The organism is Celeribacter sp. PS-C1, assembly GCF_019429625.1.
Lineage (GTDB): Bacteria > Pseudomonadota > Alphaproteobacteria > Rhodobacterales > Rhodobacteraceae > Celeribacter.
In genome coordinates this window covers 28038-45914 of the sequence record NZ_JAHXRW010000014.1, presented here as the reverse complement: position 1 = coordinate 45914, position 17877 = coordinate 28038, and the positions used below count along the sequence as shown (strand labels likewise).

The following is a 17877-nucleotide window of genomic DNA, read 5'->3' as shown; positions in this document are numbered from 1 at the left end:
TCATGTCTTTACCTGTCACTGGGTCTACTTCCATCTGGCGATGCTAATTCACCTGTGATCCGCTCAGGAGGCTTTATGTTGAATGGAAAAGATCCAGCAGCAAATCAGGGTTGGTGCCGCTTCCTTCAAGCTCTTCGAGAACTTGGGAAAGTTGAGAAGCGCGTTTCTCGTAGGTTCGCTTGATCTTCTCGTTGCGTCGTGCGCGGCGTTCCAGATCCTTTAGAACGGCTTTCACATCTTCTGCCAGGACTGCGGCTTTCTGATCTCGTCCGAGCACCAGTGCCCAAGGCTCTTTCATTCTGTATCTTAGCAGACCAACGAGCAGGAAAGGGGTGTAGGAGAACTTTGTGTAAGCGGAGCCGATTGCCTCTTTCAGTTCGTGTCTAAGGCGCAGAAAAGCAATCTCTACCCGCTCAGGGGTCAGAAATAGGGGCGCGCTGTCGGAACGAGACAGAAGCACTGCAAGAGCCGCAACCTCAACCCTCCAGTTCCATTCCTGCCATGGCCGAGAATAGATTGCATCCATGAGTTTGCGCTCGCGATCCGGGTCACTAATGATCCGCCCCGCGCCGTAATACACCAGAACCCAGCTCATATGATTCATTACAAACGGGTGCTTGAACATCCTCAGATCTCGGGCGGAAATACACTCCAGCAGATAGTCTGCAACTTCATCAGGAGCTCGCTTGAATTGCCAAGTCAGGAACTTGAGAGCTTCATTGTCGTCGTCCCTGCGGCCTGAAAGCCGTTCGCGTGTTTCGGCGATCGCCCGTTCGGTGAGCCGATTGAGCTGCATTTCTGCCTCGTCGCTCACTTCGGTTGGGAGCGCGCCCTCACTCGAAATGCAATAGGTTTGGTTCGGCCGAGAGGCCAGCTTTACAGCCAAAGATGCCCAGTCCACTCTATGCCGATCAACGTTCTGCTCCAGAAGCTCATAGAGAGATGGTCCTCGATTACTTTCATCCCATGCAAGTGAAGAGCATGGGAGCACCAGTTTGTTCGGGATGGACGGTTTTTGAACCTCCAGGGAGGCGATAAGCGCATCCCAGTCCATCTTAATTTCCTCTGCTAGATCCCAGTCGACGACGAACTGGTGGCTGATAGTGTCAGCGTGCATCACGATACGTGCACGTCCAGCCGCAGGCTTCTGTTCGACATAGAGAGAAACGGGCGTGTCGTCCTTCAAGGAAGCGCCAATGCTGACGGTCGCCTTACGCGGCCAAGTTTGCGCCTCTTTGCGAAGGTAGATGGAAATTTCGGACTGTCCTCCAGGCAGGCCGAGACGTGCGGGCTTGGGACTGCGGTAGAGCTGACCTGCCACAAGTGTCTCGCTGTCTTCAATAAGATCGTAACTGGCCGCCTCGCCGTCAGCATATACGATGGTTGAAATTTTGGGCAAGAAGTCGAAAAAGACCGGGTCGCCCTCTGAGACGCGTTTGGCCGCCTCTAACGCGCCAAGCGCGACAGCTTCCTGTGGTAATGCCGTGATTTTTCGGCCTATCGCGTGTTCGCAAGCCGAGAGAACAGTCCGACGCACATCTCCCGTCGTGAGGCTTTCGAACAGAATTTCGTCACAGTCAGATAGCCAGTCGAATTCCTTGTGCGGTAATTTCGGTATTTCCAAGTCCAGCGGTGCCTGCGCTCGAAGAACATCCCAATCACCGTTGCTCTTTCTAAGAACCTCCGCTTCGCAGGTCTCGCCAAGCGCAAGATTTGCAGCAGATCGCGCCTGGGCCATATGCGCGTTGCGGGCTGACAGTGCCTCGCCACCAAGAAGGCGCTCCCGCGCGCTAGACACGAGCTGCCTGTAGCTCAGAGTGAACGGCACATGAATAGCTGTGCGGCGTCGTTCGGGTGCAAGCACCTCTTTCGCGTTTCCGGCCTGTTTGAGAATCCGTAGCTTTTGCAGTCGGAGCCCATCGAACCCGTGAGACACTACGCCAATAACAGACCTTTCTCGGACCTGGGTGTTTCGCATATGGTGTAGGACTGCGAGAACCGAGCGCCAGACTAGCATCGGATTGGAGATTCGTTCGGCGCTCAGAGCGGCGAGCAGGCGCTCTTGATATATCTCTACATCCTCGGCGATCTCGTCAATCGCTACAGCGTTAAAGCGTGCGCCACTTACAAGCCCAGTGAAGGCACTTCCGAGGGCGATGGCATCGTCTGTTCGCCCATGTAAGAGATCAAGAATAGGAACGCGAAGCCCTTCCGCCCCGACCTTCCCCCATCCGTTACCTCTTCCATGAGGGGCAAGCGCGGCCTGACGACCGCCAATCCAATTCACCCCTGCTTCAGCGCCAACGCGCACGACGCCACCAAATCGATCCCCGTGACTCAGAAAGCTGGAGTCGAAGACCTCCTCATCTCCTGGAAGGATCATCCAGTTGCGCGCGGACATGTCGCGCACGCCGTTAACGTCATAGCCGCAAAGACGGATTCTTCTCATTGCGCCTCCCGATAGATCTCGCTGCGGGCAAATGACCGTATTGCTTCCATTCCTCGGGCCAGACTTTCGCCCGAGGCGCCGAGGGCAATCCCGTCGACACGCATTCCTCCGCTGTTTCTACTTTCGCTTCCGGCTCGCGCATGGGCGGGTGCGATGATCACTCCGTGGCGAAGCACCTCGCCAATTCGCACCTGCTGAATCTGGTTTACTAGACCGAAGCATTCGTCGACAGCTTCGGTTAGATTGATCTCCTCCATTGCATGAGGTGTCCAGACGGCTACGCGGCGAGAGACATCTTCTCGCTGTGGGTCGGTAATACGTAGAGCCACATGGGCGCGAGCTGCGGTTAAAAGTGAGCCCGGAGTTTCTGGACGCGATTGGACCTCCACAATTCTGCCCGTCTGTTTGAGCCAAAAGACGGCGAGTGGTCTGTCTTGATGAAACCAACGTCCGGTTACAGCCTCTTCGTTCCAGACGACAGGGGACTGTGCGATGAGTTCAGACTCATCAAGCTCGTCAAGCGCGAGAACGATGGCTAGGACTGCAAAATCGGTCCAAGCCTGAGCTTGCCAGGCCCAAAGCTCATCGAGGGTCTTTTCGCGCCTCAGAAGTCGTTCCCAAGCCTTGAAAGTTTGCCTGTAGCCTCTGTCCTGCATCAAAACATAGTTGGGTGTGACGGGAGGAGCAGCAATACCGACATCAATTTCAGCGAGCATCCGAGAGAAAGCTCGTAGGAGTTTGCGATAGGTATGGACGGATTTGTAGCGGGCACTCTCACGGGCTCTGGGGTGCTCGCGGAGCCATTCCCGTGCCACAGCCTCTGCGAGCTTTGTGTATGCGTGAAGGACGCGGTTCTCAAGAGTGTCAAAGTTCTCACGACGGACTGTGGAAAGAATACGCTGCGATGCTCCAGCCCGCTCCACAACGGTCCGTCCAGGCTGACGGGAGAGCCAAACCATAGAGGCTCGATCCATTTCCTGCACCCGGTCAATCGGGGTAAGTTCTCGATTGCGGCGCAGCACTCGACGGATGCGCGCTTCAAGGCTCTTCAACACAGGTGTGAGATCACGCGCCTGTTTGACGATTTCGGCCATACGAGGGTCTTCCTCGTTTTCAGCTCTCCGCCACGCCTCGCGTAACCGCGACCAGACGTTTTCAGGGTCATCAAGCGCTTCCTCAAGCTCCTGAATACGTGCGAGCACCTCGTTCATCCGCGTCAGCGAGGCATGAGCGAAGCGCTCCTCATCATCGCGAGGTTCGTTTCCGAGCTTTGGCCGCACAGGAAACCCCATTCGAATAGGAGCAGCTGCATCAGCGCGTTTCGGGTAGGGATGTAGGTAGAGAGAGCGGTCCTGACGAAGGAATTCGCCCTTCATCAGGAGGACCCGTTCTTCGCGGTCTAGAGGCGCGGGCGCGTATTCACTCAACAGGCAGTCTTTGCGTGAAAAACCTTGCGTGTCAGGAATGTAAGAGCCGGACCATGGTCGCCCGAGTTTCGACATCAGCGTGTGACCCCGGTCCAGACGAACTGGCCAGTCGAGTCCTCCGCTTCCATGCGAGCATGAGCGATTGCTTCGGCCAGCGCATGATCGCCGAGCTCTTGTTCTACAAAACTCCGCAGCTTCGAGAACTGCGGGTCGGTGTTATCGACCTCGACACCGCGAAGTTTCGGCAAAAGGCGCATCTCAACCTGATCAGCCAATGCGTCACGAATGCCGTTGGAGCCTTCCAGTTCTGGATAATTTGCAGCGTAGGCCATGATGGCACGGCCGAGACGGTGACCGAAGGGACGTTTGAACTCTTTCATAATATCGACCATGGTCTCCAGCCCTGATTGCAGTGTGCGATCGCTTTCGACTTGGGACACAGGGCGAAGCCAACGCTGCCAATCGGTCTGCGACAGCGCCGCAGGTTCGGGCGCAGTGCCTTCCGCCTTACCGCTCTTGATCTTTTGAGGGGCGGAGAAGCGCAGGATATTAGCGCGGTCCACTACCTTGTCAGATAGCGATTGGGTGCTCTCGTCTTCATTCATTGTTCCGGCGAACAACAGGTTATAGCCTGGGAAAATACGGGGAGGGTTGAGGAGTTTAGGGATCTCCAGCTCAATCTCGGCGTCCTTACGCAGGGTTTCGTCCGAGACGTTGGATGGGCTAGGGCGGCTTTCGAGGCGACTAAGGAAATCGGAGAAATAATACTCGACTCGAGCGAGGTTCATTTCATCGAGAAGGACCATCATCATGCGATCCTCAAGCGCCTCGTCATTGTTGAGCGGATCAAGCGCCCAGAGAGCTCGTGCCATATCCGTCGGACGAAATTTGCCCTCGATGTAGTTGTAGAAGCCCATGAGGTCCTGCGGGCTGTCCCAACGCGGCTGAACGGGAACCTGTAGAAAGCCGATCCCCATCGCTTTGGCATATTGCCGCGGCAATTGGCTCTTTCCCGTGCCGGAAATCCCGGCCAGCACGGCCATTTGTGTGCTTTCATTCACTTTCATCGCCGTATGGAAAGCGCGAATGATGCGGCGCGGATATTCGAGCCCGCTAGCTTTGAGCTGTCGCTGAACGTTTAGAATGGCCTCAGCCTCTGGCAATTGAGAAGGGCGTTCGGGTAGCTTACGGAGTTCTGTGATGACTTTCGGTGCTTCTTTGAGTTCTTTGAGCGGATCAACTGCCTCAGCACCGCCCGTGCCCGACACGGCACCTTCGGCCCTTTGAATCTCTCCTTCGAGATAGGTTAGGCGTGCTTGCATTGTCTCACGTTTTTCCGAAAGGCTGTTGATTTCTCCTTGCATACTTGCAGCTTCAAGTTCAGATGCGGCGAGAGTGGACTGAACGCGTGACAGTTCTACTTGGCCCGCGACCAAGGCCTCGCGCTCAGTTACAATGCGGGCTTTGCTTTCTTCTAGCTCGGCCTCTTTGGCTGCGATACGACCGTCCAGTCGTGCAGATTCTGCTTCGAGCCCTGCAGTTTTCGCGTCGAGATCTGCAACGCGTTTCTCGGCATCTTCGAGGCGTCTCACCTCATTCCGCATCTCTTCGGTGCGATGTGCCAGTTCCTCATGTTCGGACTTGAGAGCTTCGATGCGTGAGACCAGTCCTTCTGCCTTGTCCAGCCGCTCCTTAACTGCCAGATACTCTTCGCGCCTTTGTGCAAGCTCTGCGTCGAGGTTCTGACGCTCGATCATCGCTTCCTCCATCTCTGAGCGCACCGCTTGCACCTCGGAACGACGCTCCTCGAGTGTTGCCCATTCCGAGAGAAGTTCATCCTTCTGACGCACTAGTGCATCGACCTCGGCCTGGATATTGCCGACATTGGCAAGCGCCTCACGCCGCTTTTCCAACTCACCCTCGAGATCCGCCTTAAGTTCCTCTTTCTGCGAGATTTGCTGCATGAGTGCTTCAAGCGTGGCAAGAGGGCCTTGAGCTGTCACCACTTTGTCGTGATTGAGTGCGAGCACGAAGAGAACGATGGTAAACAGAGCAAGAGCGGCGGCAACGATCAGCACGATCAAAGTTAGATTGGTCAACATGGTCTATGATCCTCACTCTGCCGCAGCTTCGACGGGCGTCTCTTGGGTTGGTTGGATGGCCGAAGGTTGCTGTGCGGAGGCTAAAGCGTCGGGCTCGGCTTGAACTTGGCTCTGGAGCGATTCCAGTATGCTGCGCAGCGCAGAAATCTCTCTCTCCAATGTCACCTGTTTTGATCGCAAGTCTTCAAGTTCAGTTTGGCGTGCCGCAGACTCGCTTTGTGCTTGTTCTGCAGTCGCACGGGCGTCTGTTTCACGCGCCTCGAGGTCCTCAATGGATTGTGTCAGAGTGCCACGCCGCCCGTTGAGCGCCTGTAGCGTCTCTCGCAACTTCTGCAAGTCTGCTTCGGCATCGGCCTGCTCAGAGCGGAGCGTCGCGTTCTGCTGTTCTAGGTCGGTTAGGACGGGCGTGAGCCGTTCCTGTTCTTGTGTCAGAGTCGTTACGCGTTCGGAAAGCGCAGCCTCCTGACGGAGTAAGGCATCCAAACGCTGCTTCGTCTCATTGAAGCCCTCGACCTCCACGGCAAGCGCCGCGCGACGGCTGTTGAGATCTGCGACTTCGCGTTCAAGGCCTGATTTCCGGGCTTCCAAATCTGTAATCTGGCGCGTCATTTCAGCGGTGCGAGCTTCGGCATCAGCCCGCGCACGCACTGCAAGTTCACGCTCGGCTCGCACGCGCTCCGCCTCGCTTCGCACGTCGGATAAGGCGTCCTCCGCGCTCTTCAGCTCTGCGCTGGCGACGGTCAGTGCACTCTGCGTCTGTCCGAGTTTCTCTTCCGCAGCGATTTGACGCGCTACCAAGTTTTCCGTGTCGTTGAGGAGGTTGTCACGATCAAGTTTCAAGGCCACCAGTTCGTCCTGGAGCCTATTCTTTTCCGTGCGGTCTGCCTCCAAGCCACGCACTTGTGTCAGTAGGGCTTCAAGCTTGTCGCTCTCGTTTGAGATATCAGATCGCAGGGTAGCTAGCCTCTGCTCGGCGGTTTGAGCGGCAGACTCGGCATCCGAGAGGGCTACACGGGCGTCGCTGAGCTTACTGTTCAGATCATCGAGTTCTTGCGTCTTTTTGATTACGCTACCTAAGAGCTCGTCGAGCGCTTCACGGCGGTCCGCAACGAGAGCTTCCAGCTGAGCGGCCTCTTTCAATGTCTCATTCGCTTCGGCCAAATCCGTTTTCATGCCGTCGATGCGCGAAAGTAGATTGTCCCGATCGGACACCAAGTCGTCAACGTCCTGCTGGATATCCGCCTTTTGCGATATCAGCGACGTGATTTCCGAATTGATATTTTGGCGTTCTTGCCATGCGGCCTCACGGCGGGTTTCCTGATCGTCGACTTCTGTCGTTATCTCGGAGAGGCGCTTTTCATAGCTCGCACGATCGCGAATAATGTTCCCGAATTCACGGTCAAGCTTGCTCACACTGAAGCCCAGAATCCCGACACTGACGAGTGCGGTCGTGGCAAGGATGCCAGCGATCAGGGAGTGTTTGTTTGACTTAGGAAAGGTCTTGTTCGACGAGGTCAAGGCAGGCATCCATATCTTGAGAAAGTTCGTCCACCCAGAACCGGCGCACCCGCCAGCCGAGTGATTTTAATTGTTCATCGCGCCAGAGATCTGAGGTCTTCCGTCGCCCGTCAGCGGTCTGATGCCAGCGGCGTCCGTCCACCTCGAGATCGAGTTTGACCCCGTTCTTACCGAAAAGCGCAAAATCAAGGTAGCGACCGGCAATCTCGTGTTGAGGGAAAGGCTCCATGCCACGGTCTTTCAGCGCATAAAACACGCGGCTCTCCCATTCGCTGTCAAAGCGACCTTCGCCGCTGCGCTTTCGGGGCTCGGTGGCGGTTGCAGCGAGGCGGGCCAATGCACGCACCTTACCGCTACGGGCAAAGTCGAGATCCCCGAAAACGTGGGCAACAGCTCGAGCACGGGAGATCGCCACATTCAAGCGGCGTGGGTCTTTCTGGACAAAAGATAGGCTCGTCACTGCGCTGCTGGCTCCTAGCACAGGCGAAAAGAGGATCAGGTCCCGTTCTTGTCCCTGAAAGCCATCCACCGTTCCTATCCGGAACTCGGCTTTTTCCAAGAGGCGCTGCGGGATGTTGCCCTCGACAGCAGCGCTGATTGCCTCGATCTGCGCACGGAATGGCGTGATTACTCCTATGGAACCATCATATCCTTGATCCACCAGCAGCGTTTTGACTTCGCGCGCGATGGCTTGCGCCTCAGCCTTGTTGATGTTGCCTTTCGACGGAATGGCGGGAGCGGGCACATGGGTCCAGGCGATTCCGGGTTTCGCATTATTTGGCACTTTGACGCCGACGGGTGGTTGGGCGACGATTAGCTCCCCGCCGTAGAATTCACCGCTGATGTAATCCACAATCTGGCCTGCGGACCGATATTGATGGCGCAGTGTGACACGCGGCACATCAGGCACACGGAGGGCGAAATCGAAGAGGGACCGGCGGCTCTGAGAAAACCTTGCCATACCTTTGGACGGTAGACCCTGCGCTTGCATCAGATTGCGATCCTGTGCGCGTCCCAATTGTGGGATGAACGACAATTGGCGGTCATCGCCCACTACGACAGCCCGCTTGGCTCGTGCGAACAGCGGCATTGCTGAGGCGATGTCGCATTGGCTGGCCTCGTCGAAGATCACCAGATCGAACATACCATCGTCGAGTGGAATTCTCTTGGGGGCGCCGAGCACCGACACGAGCCAAAGCGGACGATGCTCAAGTATCTTGTGCGCGATTTCGGAAGGAAGTGGCCCTTTCCCCTGAAAATCGCTTTCGTCCTTTGCATCAGTCAGAGCAAGACGACGATCTTCACTTAACTTGACACGGCGCTTCATCTCTTCAGGTAGATATTTTACGACGAGTGCTTGGATTTCTGCTGCCAGCGCGATGGTGTCTGTCTCGAGAACAAGCGCGCGGCTCTTCGCTCTGAGTTGTTCAAGATAGACTTTCAGCTCAGAAAGCGACATTTCGGATAGCGTCGTGGGCGACACTTCCTCGCTAGGAGACGCATCACTGCGTTTGCCGAAGAGCGCGGTGACCATTTCCAGAACGCGCTCCCAGAAGTTCGATTGCTTTGCCCTTTTTGTAACAGAAGCCTCTTCCGAGTTCGCGGCTCTGTGTTGTTCTCTAGCTTCGATCCTATCAAGGATATCTGCTATCTCGCACTCTAGGCGTGCTTTTTCTAACGACGCATCAAGCGCCCCTGCGCGTTCAGCGGCCAGAGCACGAATTTTGTCACGGATCAGCCCATCTGGGAGTAGCTGTGATACAGCAGATTCAGCGACAATCAATTCGCCAAGGATATCCGCGAAAGATCTGTCTATTTCCCGCGCTGGGTCAAGGGTTCTCACCACAAAAGGCACGTCAGGCGCCATGCTTCCGAGACGTTCCTCCACCGCGTCGAGTGCCTGATGGTTCTTGGATGCGACCATTACGCTGCCACCGTTCAGTATTACTGAGGCAGCCATGGAGACAATTGCCTGGCTTTTGCCCGTGCCGGGTGGCCCCGTTACAACTGATAAAGGTGCCTCGACGGCATTACGAACGGCCTGAAGCTGCTCACCGTTTAGCGGCCCGAGGTTTATCGCTGCAGTAGTGTTGAGCTCTAGATCCGGTTTCAGGCCAAGCACAGGCGCGAGTGCTGACCGCGCAAGCCTCTCCTCCGGCCAGGTTGCAAGCCTATCTAGATCCTTGCTCGCTCCCGCGGTAAAGCTCGACTCTCCCGGCAGGAAAAGCGCGGCCACATCGTATACGCCGTGAGCGTTCATATCTACTTGTGTGACTAGCGCTTCGCCAGTCACTTTACCACGGATCTGAGTGCTGACCGCTTCGCGGAGTTTCAACAAGAAATCTTCGGCGCGATGTCCGACCGTGTCGCCGTCTGAAAAGAGTTCCCCGAGCTCGGTTCTGGACCAAGAGGTGGCGCGGGCTGCTCCGTGGATCCAGTCAGAGTTAACGAGCACGTCATCGGCTTCGATATGGATTTCAAGATGGGTTTCGGTTCTGCGCCACGATGCGGACAGCAGACCGACAGGCCAGACGACAGGCACGCCGCCACGCCGCCCCACAGCAAGCGGCCAACCGAGCGCAAGTGCATTCTCATTTGCCTCTCGACGCAAAAGCGCCTGGCGGAACTCGCCGTTCAATTGATCCAGATCGATCAACAGCCGGACAACGCCGTCCTCCATCGGCACAACGGGCCCTTTGCCCGAGACAAGATGCCAGTCCACGCCATGTTGGTCTGCGATAGCTGTCGTAGCGCCGCGCGGATCAGATCGAAGCGCTGACTGCCAATACCGCAAAAGGGCACTGGGCTTGATGCTGTGATCTCCACGCTCGGGTTGTTCATCCTCACTTATCTTCGAAAGGAAGAATTCCGCTCGTGCGGCGTGAAGCAAGTTTTCATCTGCGCTATCCGTGCTCGCTCTGTTGCGACTGGAAGAGTTCTTCTCATTCGAGAAGTATGTTTTCGTGGATCGCCACTTCCCATCATGGCCACGCACTGCTCGCCCCGAGCGCACGAGCTCATCTAATTCCGCCAAGCATTGCATGCGTTTCGAGTGGCTGAATGCTGCCCCCATCAAGACAAGAAGCTCTTCCGTTGTGCGACCACGGGGAAATGCTTCCAATGTTCTTACTAGTGCGGACATTCTAACTCGAAATTTTCAAAAATGTTTAGTTCCGCAGAGAATGGTTCGGAATCTGATTTTTGGTCTGTCTAGAAGAGAGGCTTTCAAATTGCTGACTTCAATACAAGCTGAATGTGAATAATGTCGTCATGATATCAAAGAGTGTGGCCGCGGAAAGGAAATGCGACGATTGTTGAAGGAGACTCCTTCAGTTCGCGATCCGCTATCGTCACCGTAAATGAATTTCGTTTGGAAGCCTCCTCGGCTTGTTCTGGCATCGCCCCGCCTTCGCAAACTGAAATACGAGAAGATCGCGTTGACCAATTCTTTATAACCCCTCCACATCCCCCATATTCTCATCGAATGTCTCGATGAAACCCTTCAGCCGTTCCACAATTCGAGAGATCACGGACTTCCGCTGTAGAATGCCGACAGGCTTCTTCAGGACAGGCAGAACGTCGTCGGCAAGCGGTTCTTTCTGGGTGAACTGGTAAGATTGCATCAGTTTCGCAAACCCGTCAGGATCGAGACCTTCTTCTGCGCAAAGGTCTTTGAAGGCCTGCTCGCGTTTCTCGTCCCAGAATTCGTTGAACGCGTCTCGCGTCTCATCACCTCCGCGGCGCGTCGTCAGATACGAAGCAATGAACTCTTCGATCAGCTCCCGCTTGCTGCGAAGGCGCGCCTCCGATCCGAGAAGATCGAGCACCGCTTTCTTCTTCGCATCCGCTGTGGCTCGCCCGGCCTCATCGTCCTCTTCGTCGCCAATGGAGGCGAGTAGGGCGAGGATATAAGCCACGTTGATCTTGTCGCGCCGGATCAGTTCGAGTTCGAAATCCACCTCGTCTATGATCGAGGCTTTCGGTTGACCGTCGCGGTCTGATTTTAGCTGGTCATAGATGTCGAGATACTTGCTCTTGTATTTCTCGAACCTCTGCTCCTCCATCGAGAGATCATCATCGCTGAACTCGGCGAACGTCGTCAGCACATTGCGGATGCGCATGAGCTCTCTGAACGCCTGGACGAACGCCAGAGTGTATTCTTCGCTTTCCAGTCGGTCTACTGCTCCGGGCGTCTCCGCGACGTCCAGAAGCGCTCTCACGGCCTCGTTGAAGTGGTCCACATAGACTTGATAGGGCTCGATCAGGATCTTATCATTCGCGTCCTTGTTCGAGAACAGCGCGATCGCCTCGTCGACCTTCGTCTTCAGGTTCCGGAAGCAGACAATATTCCCCTGCGACTTCTTCTGTCCGAGGATGCGATTGGTCCGTGAGAATGCCTGGATCAGCCCGTGGTATTTGAGGTTCTTGTCGACGTAGAGCGTGTTGCAGGTCTTCGCGTCGAACCCCGTCAGGAACATGTTAACGACGAGCAGGATATCGATGCCTTTCTCCGGCACGAAGTCCTTCTTGTCACGCCATTTCATCCGCTTCGCCACGGCCTTGTAGTAGGCGTAGAAGGCCTTTCCGTCTTTCACCGACTGGTTGGTGCCAAACATCGTGTTGTAGTCGTCTACGAAGCCTCCCAGCTTGTCTCTGCTATGCATCGTTTGCGCATTCACAGGTCCGCCCGTCACATCCGGCTCACCGATCAGGCCATCCGCGTCCTGATCCTCCTCATTGGCCTGAAACGTGAAAATCGTCGCCACTCTGAGATCGTGCGCACCCTCGGCCTTGCGTTTCGCGAACGCCTCATACGTCTTCGTCAACGCATCGACAGAGCTGCAGCACATGATCGCCGAAAAGTCCCGATCATGCGTCTTCGACTTGTGGTTCTCGATCACCCAATCGACGACGCCTTCGACACGTTGATCACTCTCGAAGAACTCCTTGAGATCGATCCCGCCGACTTCCTCGTCGGTCAAAAGCGACCCGTCTTTTTTCTTCAGACGACCCCAATACTCGACGGAGAACCGGAGCACGTTCTCATCGCGGATTGCATCCGTGATGACGTATTTATGCAGGCACTCGCCGAACAGATCGGTCGTCGTCTTCTTACCCACCGCGTTCTCTGCCAGGATCGGCGTGCCGGTGAACCCTAACATCTGCGCCTTTGAGAACGCGTTCACGATATTCTTGTGCGTCTCGCCAAACTGGCTGCGGTGGCATTCGTCGAACACGAACACCACGCGCTCGTCCTTGATCAACGCCATCGCCGCGTCGTGACGTTCGCGGGTGATCGCGGTGTTCAGCTTCTGGATCGTCGTCACGACCAACTTCACCTTCGGTTCGGCGAGCTGCTTCACAAGATTGTTCGTGTTGTCCGTGCCGTCCACCGACCCTTCGGAGAAGGCGTTGAACTCTTTCGTGGTCTGGTAATCGAGATCGGCGCGGTCCACGACAAAGACCACCTTTGCCACCTTCGGGTTCTCGACAATGATCTGGCTCGCCTTGAACGAGGTCAGCGTCTTCCCCGATCCGGTCGTGTGCCAGATATAGCCGTTCTTTCGACCCTTCTGCACGCGGTCCACAATCGCCTCCACCGCGTAATACTGATACGGGCGCAAGATCATCGGGATCTTGTCGCCCTCATGCAGCACGATGTATTTCGCGATCATCTTGGAGACGAAACACTTCTCCAGAAACGCGTCCGCGAATTTCTCGAGCGGCTGGATCGTGTCGTTGTTCTCTTTTGCCCAGTAGAACGTCTGCTTGAAACTCTGATTGCGGTTGTTCGCGTAGTATTTCGTGTTCTCGCCGTTCGAGATCACGAAAATCTGGACGTATTGAAACAGCGCCGATCCCGCCCAGAAGCTGTGCCGCTGATAGCGGTTGATCTGGTTGAATGCTTCCTTGAGGCCGAGGCCTCGGCGCTTCAACTCAATCTGAATAAGTGGCAACCCGTTCACGAGCAGCGTCACGTCGTAGCGGGTCTTGTAGCTCCCTTCGACCGTCACCTGGCTCGTGACCTGATAGCGGTTCTTGCACCACTCCTCTTTGTTGAAAAACTCGATATGCGTGACCGTCCCGTCATCACGGTGAAGCACCATGCGGTCGCGCAGTGCCTTGGCCTTGTCGAACACAGAGCCTTTTTCGAGACGGTTCAGGATGCGCTTGAACTCTTCATCGGAGAAGGTCAGCCCGTTATGCGCCTCCAACTGCGCCTTGAGATTGGAGTGGAGCGTCGCGACATCCGGCACCGACACCTCGACCCAGCCAAGCCCCGTGAGCCGCTGGATCAGTTCTTTCTCAAGCTGCGCTTCGGACTGAATGGACATGGACTTCCTTTAGAACTCTTAAACGAACATCTTTTGCAGGAGGCCTTTCTTGAAGGTCTCCATCTGGGAATTTTCGGCGCTCACCGCGTCGATTTTGGCGTCGAGAGCGGAAAGGGCTTCGGCAATTTTGGTTTGTTCGTCGGGGTGTGGGATCGGAATCCTCTTATACAACTTTCTTATTACACTCGGGTGAGCTTTGAGCTGGTAATCAAAGACAAGACGTTGATGAAGAAATGAAAGTGCTGAGTATAGGTATCCATAGTTTGGCTCCGAGTTTAATATCCGAAGAAAACCTGAGACGTTTGTTATTGAAAATTTCCCACACTTTCGATGGAAAAAACGACCGCCACCGTCAATGGACCAAGTGATGAGCTCTTCATCAAACATCCACTTTCCATAGCGTCCGAATTCTCCATCATCGACGCCAGAAGATGAATATACGGGATAGTTTCCTGGATGTGCGCGCAGGTCCGCCTTTGAGATAACTTGACCGCGACCAAGCTCGACATTTCCTTGGGCTTCAAGATCGTCTAAGCTGAAATATTCCCAATCCGGAAAAGCAGAGCCGTCGGGGCGGGTGAAGCGCAGCGCGCCGGAGAACAGCCGCTGCATCACCCCGCGCTTATACGCCACAAGCCCGTCCCGCTTCTCTGTCAACAGCGCGATCTTCTTCGACGCCGCATCGAGAAAGGCGGCGATTTTTTGTTGTTCTGGAATAGTTTTCGGAACGTGAGTGCGAATTGCGTTCAGATCCGGACGATTAATCTTTGGAAGGCCCGTTCTCATCGAAACGGCTATGGCATCGGAGACAAATTTCTCGCCAAGCATAAGATGAAACAAGAAGCCGGTGTCTGATCTGTCTGCCTTCGCCCAAATCGGATACATGTCAGCACTGCAGATTCCGCGGTAGCCAGGTTTGGCGACCTTGCTGAGGTTCGGGCGGATTTTTGAATAAACCAAAGCTTTTTCGTCGAACTCATATTTTCCGGAGATTACGCCATCTTCGCAAGCCGACCGCACATTTTTCAGTTTGCCTGTCCGACTTTCAATGTTGTCTGGCGCAATGTGTGGCATGGACGCATAGGGTTCGACTTTCGGATCAACCTGTCCATTTGCTATGTCGATTAATTCGCCAAATTTTGTTGCTTCCCAATTTCCCTCAAACTCCGGAAATCGTAGCTTCGGCTCCAAAGCCTTTCCTCCGCTCATGCGCCTGTCACCTTCTCAAGATCGAACCGGATCTGGTAGCGATAGAAGTCAATGTTGGGGGCGACGCGGAGCGCGTGTTCGATCCGTTTGTCATTGTCGAGCGCGATAATCGCGCCGCGCACGGTCTGGGTGTTTTCCGCGAGCTCCGAGAGGACGTAACCCATGTAACGTTGGATTTGTCCAACAACGCTATCGCTCGCACGGCCTTTCTTGAGCTCGACGATAAGCAGTTCGCTCCCGTCTTTGCTAATCGCCAGAATGTCGATGGGACCGGTGTCAGAGGGAAACTGCTGTCCGACGATTTCACCGTCCACAGTATAAATGTCATGCGTCCGCCCGAGCGGTGTATTCGGCCAGTTGGCGACGAGGAAGTCTTCGAGGTGCTTCTCGAGCGCGAAGACCGACGGGTCCTCAATCGTCTCATCCGCAACCATCAAAACCGGAGCTTTCCGGTTCCCGATGATTGCCTCGATTTCGTCTTGGTGCTTCTCGACCGAGCTGACCGTGCCGATTGAACCAATCGAGTATTGGAGTGGGTCACTCAGGTCATTGCGATGCACCACCGTGTCGAACCAATGGACCGGACGTTTATGAGGGAGTGGTGCGCCTGAGTCGTAGTAGTAATCACCTGTAATCTCACCAAAGTGGTAATTCCCGTCCTGATCCGGCGTCATCACCACGTCGCCCTTTTTCATCCCCTTGCAGATCGTATGCAACATGCCACAGGCGAGACCGGCCGCGACTTTGGATTTGCCTGGGTTTTCTGCGAGAAAGACGGGGATCATAGCTTTGTTGAAGACGCGCCATTCGTCCGGGAGTTTGTCGCTCAGATCGATCTCAGGCAGAAAGCCCGCACCGATGTAATTACCAGCAATGCCTTCAGCAGCATGAACCGATTTGCGTCCCAACATGATGCGTTTGTATTGCTTGCTCATACCGGAGCCTCCAGGCCGAGTTCCGCGCAGAACCCGCGAATAACCTCGTCGATGTCGCCCATCTCTGTCTCGATCCGTTTGAGGTTGGCCGTGACCACAGACAGGTCAACTTCCGGCTCTGGCTCGAACGTGTCGACGTAGCGCGGAATGTTGAGATTGTGATCGTTCTCAGCGATCTCCGCGCGCGTGGCTTTGTGCGAGAACCGCTCTTCCTCGGTCCGCGTGCGGTAGGTGGTGACGATGCGGTCCACGTCCTCGTCCCGCAGGTTGTTCTGGTTCTTTCCCTTCTCGAAACAGCTTGATGCATCGATGAACAACACGTCATCGGCCTCACGGCATTTCTTGAACACGAGGATACAGGTCGGAATGGACGTGCCGTAGAAGATGTTGGCCGGAAGGCCGATGATCGCATCGAGCCAGTTCTTGCTCTCGACAATGAACTGCCGGATCGCGCCCTCCGCCCCGCCACGGAACAGAACGCCATGCGGCAGCACCACAGCCATTGTGCCGTCCTCGTCGAGGTGATGCAGCATGTGCTGCACGAAAGCGAAGTCGGCCTTGGAGCTCGGTGCGAGTTTCCCGAATTCTGAAAAACGGTCATCCGACTCGAACAGCTTGTTCGCGGACCATTTCGCCGAGAAGGGCGGGTTGGCGACGATGGCCTCGAACTTTTGCCCGTCGTGTTGCGGATGTTCGAGCGTGTCGTCCTGTTTGATGTCGAAGTTGCGGTAGTGGACCCCGTGCAGAATCATGTTCATCCGCGCGAGGTTGTAAGTCGTGCGGTTCATCTCCTGTCCAAAGAAGTCGCCAACGTGCGAGACCTCGCGAGAGACGCGCAGCAACAAAGAGCCGGAGCCACAGGTGGGATCATAGACAGAGCGCAGGCGGTCTCTGCCGGTGGTCACGATGCGCGCGAGAATGGTCGAGACCTGCTGCGGCGTGTAAAACTCGCCAGCCTTTTTACCCGCGCCAGAGGCGAACTGCCCGATCAGATATTCATAGGCATCGCCGAGCACGTCGGAGTTGGAATTCGAAATCTCGAAGTCGATGCTATCGAGGTGACCGAGCACCTTGCCAATGAGTGTATTGCGCGCCTCGACCGTGCGCCCGAGTTTGGTGGAGGTGAGGTCGAGGTCTTCGAACAGGTTGTCGAAATCGTCCTCGGACTCGGTGCCCATCGTCGATTTCTGGATGTTGTTCAGAATCTGGGTGAGGTCTTCGAGGATGAACTGACCAGGCTGCGCGCCTTTGGTGGCGATGGCGGAGAAAAGCTCGGACGGTTTGAGGAAGTAGCCGAGCGCCTCGAGACAGGCGTCTTCGACGGCAGCGAGAATTTCAGCGTCTTTGGTGTCGTCCAATGCGGCGAACTTCAGCCCGTCGTGCTTGAGCGCGTCGTCGGCATAGAGGTTCAGACGCTCGGAGAGGTATTTGTAGAAGATGAAGCCGAGGATGTAGTCGCGAAACTCATCCGCATCCATCCGCCCACGCAACTCATTCGCAATGCTCCAGAGTTTGCGCTCCAGAGATTTCTTCTGCTCTTCCGTCATGTCTTCCAAATGCCTGTTTTGAGCGCCGTAATGCGCCTTTGGTGATTTGTATGAAATACGATGTCGCGGCCAAAGTATCGGTCAGTGGCGCCTCGATGCAACAGATCATCTGCAGATTGTGGGAAGAGGTGGAGGGTTGTGCCGGAGAATGGATCGAAGAATGATCGCCAGCCGCTCCTTTTTGCTCCACCCTTTCGATCTTGGAGCGGTCGTTTCGCTCTCGCTCATCCGTCACCACTTGCCCTTAGGAGTTCATCTTCGAAGGATCGAAATGCGCAATGTAGAAACCAAATGGAGCCTGTGAGGTCATCCAGCGTTGACAGCAACCGGTTCGCGAGCAACCGAATTTCGTTTC

Annotated in this window: 9 protein-coding genes; all 9 read right to left on the bottom strand. The window is 55.5% G+C overall.

Annotation, left to right across the window (positions count from 1 at the left end):
- Positions 1 to 73 precede the first annotated feature (73 nt).
- The gene (locus J5Y17_RS16705) at positions 74 to 2449 is read right to left on the bottom strand and encodes a hypothetical protein (protein WP_219786749.1); all 2376 of its coding nucleotides are present in this window, start codon (positions 2447 to 2449) and stop codon (positions 74 to 76) included.
- Positions 2446 to 3876, bottom strand: coding sequence for a DUF2357 domain-containing protein (locus tag J5Y17_RS16700; RefSeq protein WP_255572170.1), 1431 nt, complete (start codon positions 3874 to 3876; stop codon positions 2446 to 2448). The genes J5Y17_RS16705 and J5Y17_RS16700 overlap by 4 nt, the downstream gene beginning before the upstream one ends.
- A 74-nt stretch (positions 3877 to 3950) precedes the next feature.
- Complete coding sequence (locus tag J5Y17_RS16695; protein WP_219786748.1) at positions 3951 to 5978, bottom strand: McrB family protein; 2028 nt, start codon at positions 5976 to 5978, stop codon at positions 3951 to 3953.
- Positions 5979 to 5990: 12 nt separating this feature from the next.
- Complete coding sequence (locus J5Y17_RS16690) at positions 5991 to 7496, bottom strand: hypothetical protein (protein WP_219786747.1); 1506 nt, start codon at positions 7494 to 7496, stop codon at positions 5991 to 5993.
- A complete protein-coding gene (locus tag J5Y17_RS16685; protein WP_255572175.1) occupies positions 7468 to 10176 on the bottom strand; it encodes an AAA domain-containing protein in 2709 nt (902 codons plus the stop codon). Before J5Y17_RS16685 ends, J5Y17_RS16690 begins: the two co-directional genes overlap by 29 nt.
- Positions 10177 to 10945: 769 nt before the next feature.
- A complete protein-coding gene (locus tag J5Y17_RS16680) occupies positions 10946 to 13831 on the bottom strand; it encodes a type I restriction endonuclease subunit R (RefSeq protein WP_219786737.1) in 2886 nt (961 codons plus the stop codon).
- Between the two features lie 18 nt (positions 13832 to 13849).
- Complete coding sequence (locus J5Y17_RS16675) at positions 13850 to 15040, bottom strand: restriction endonuclease subunit S (protein ID WP_219786736.1); 1191 nt, start codon at positions 15038 to 15040, stop codon at positions 13850 to 13852.
- Complete coding sequence (locus J5Y17_RS16670; protein ID WP_219786735.1) at positions 15037 to 15975, bottom strand: endonuclease NucS domain-containing protein; 939 nt, start codon at positions 15973 to 15975, stop codon at positions 15037 to 15039. The genes J5Y17_RS16675 and J5Y17_RS16670 overlap by 4 nt, the downstream gene beginning before the upstream one ends.
- The gene (locus J5Y17_RS16665) at positions 15972 to 17522 is read right to left on the bottom strand and encodes a type I restriction-modification system subunit M (protein ID WP_219786734.1); all 1551 of its coding nucleotides are present in this window, start codon (positions 17520 to 17522) and stop codon (positions 15972 to 15974) included. The genes J5Y17_RS16670 and J5Y17_RS16665 overlap by 4 nt, the downstream gene beginning before the upstream one ends.
- Between the last annotated feature and the right edge of the window lie 355 nt (positions 17523 to 17877).

Bases quoted from the DNA above. Each gene is read 5' to 3' on its own strand.
- J5Y17_RS16705 (WP_219786749.1), bottom strand. From the start codon at position 2,449: ATGAGAAGAATCCGTCTTTGCGGCTATGACGTTAACGGCGTGCGCGAC.
- J5Y17_RS16695 (WP_219786748.1), bottom strand. From the start codon at position 5,978: ATGTTGACCAATCTAACTTTGATCGTGCTGATCGTTGCCGCCGCTCTT.
- J5Y17_RS16685 (WP_255572175.1), bottom strand. From the start codon at position 10,176: ATGGAGGACGGCGTTGTCCGGCTGTTGATCGATCTGGATCAATTGAAC.
- J5Y17_RS16680 (WP_219786737.1), bottom strand. From the start codon at position 13,831: ATGTCCATTCAGTCCGAAGCGCAGCTTGAGAAAGAACTGATCCAGCGG.
- J5Y17_RS16675 (WP_219786736.1), bottom strand. From the start codon at position 15,040: ATGAGCGGAGGAAAGGCTTTGGAGCCGAAGCTACGATTTCCGGAGTTT.
- J5Y17_RS16670 (WP_219786735.1), bottom strand. From the start codon at position 15,975: ATGAGCAAGCAATACAAACGCATCATGTTGGGACGCAAATCGGTTCAT.
- J5Y17_RS16665 (WP_219786734.1), bottom strand. From the start codon at position 17,522: ATGACGGAAGAGCAGAAGAAATCTCTGGAGCGCAAACTCTGGAGCATT.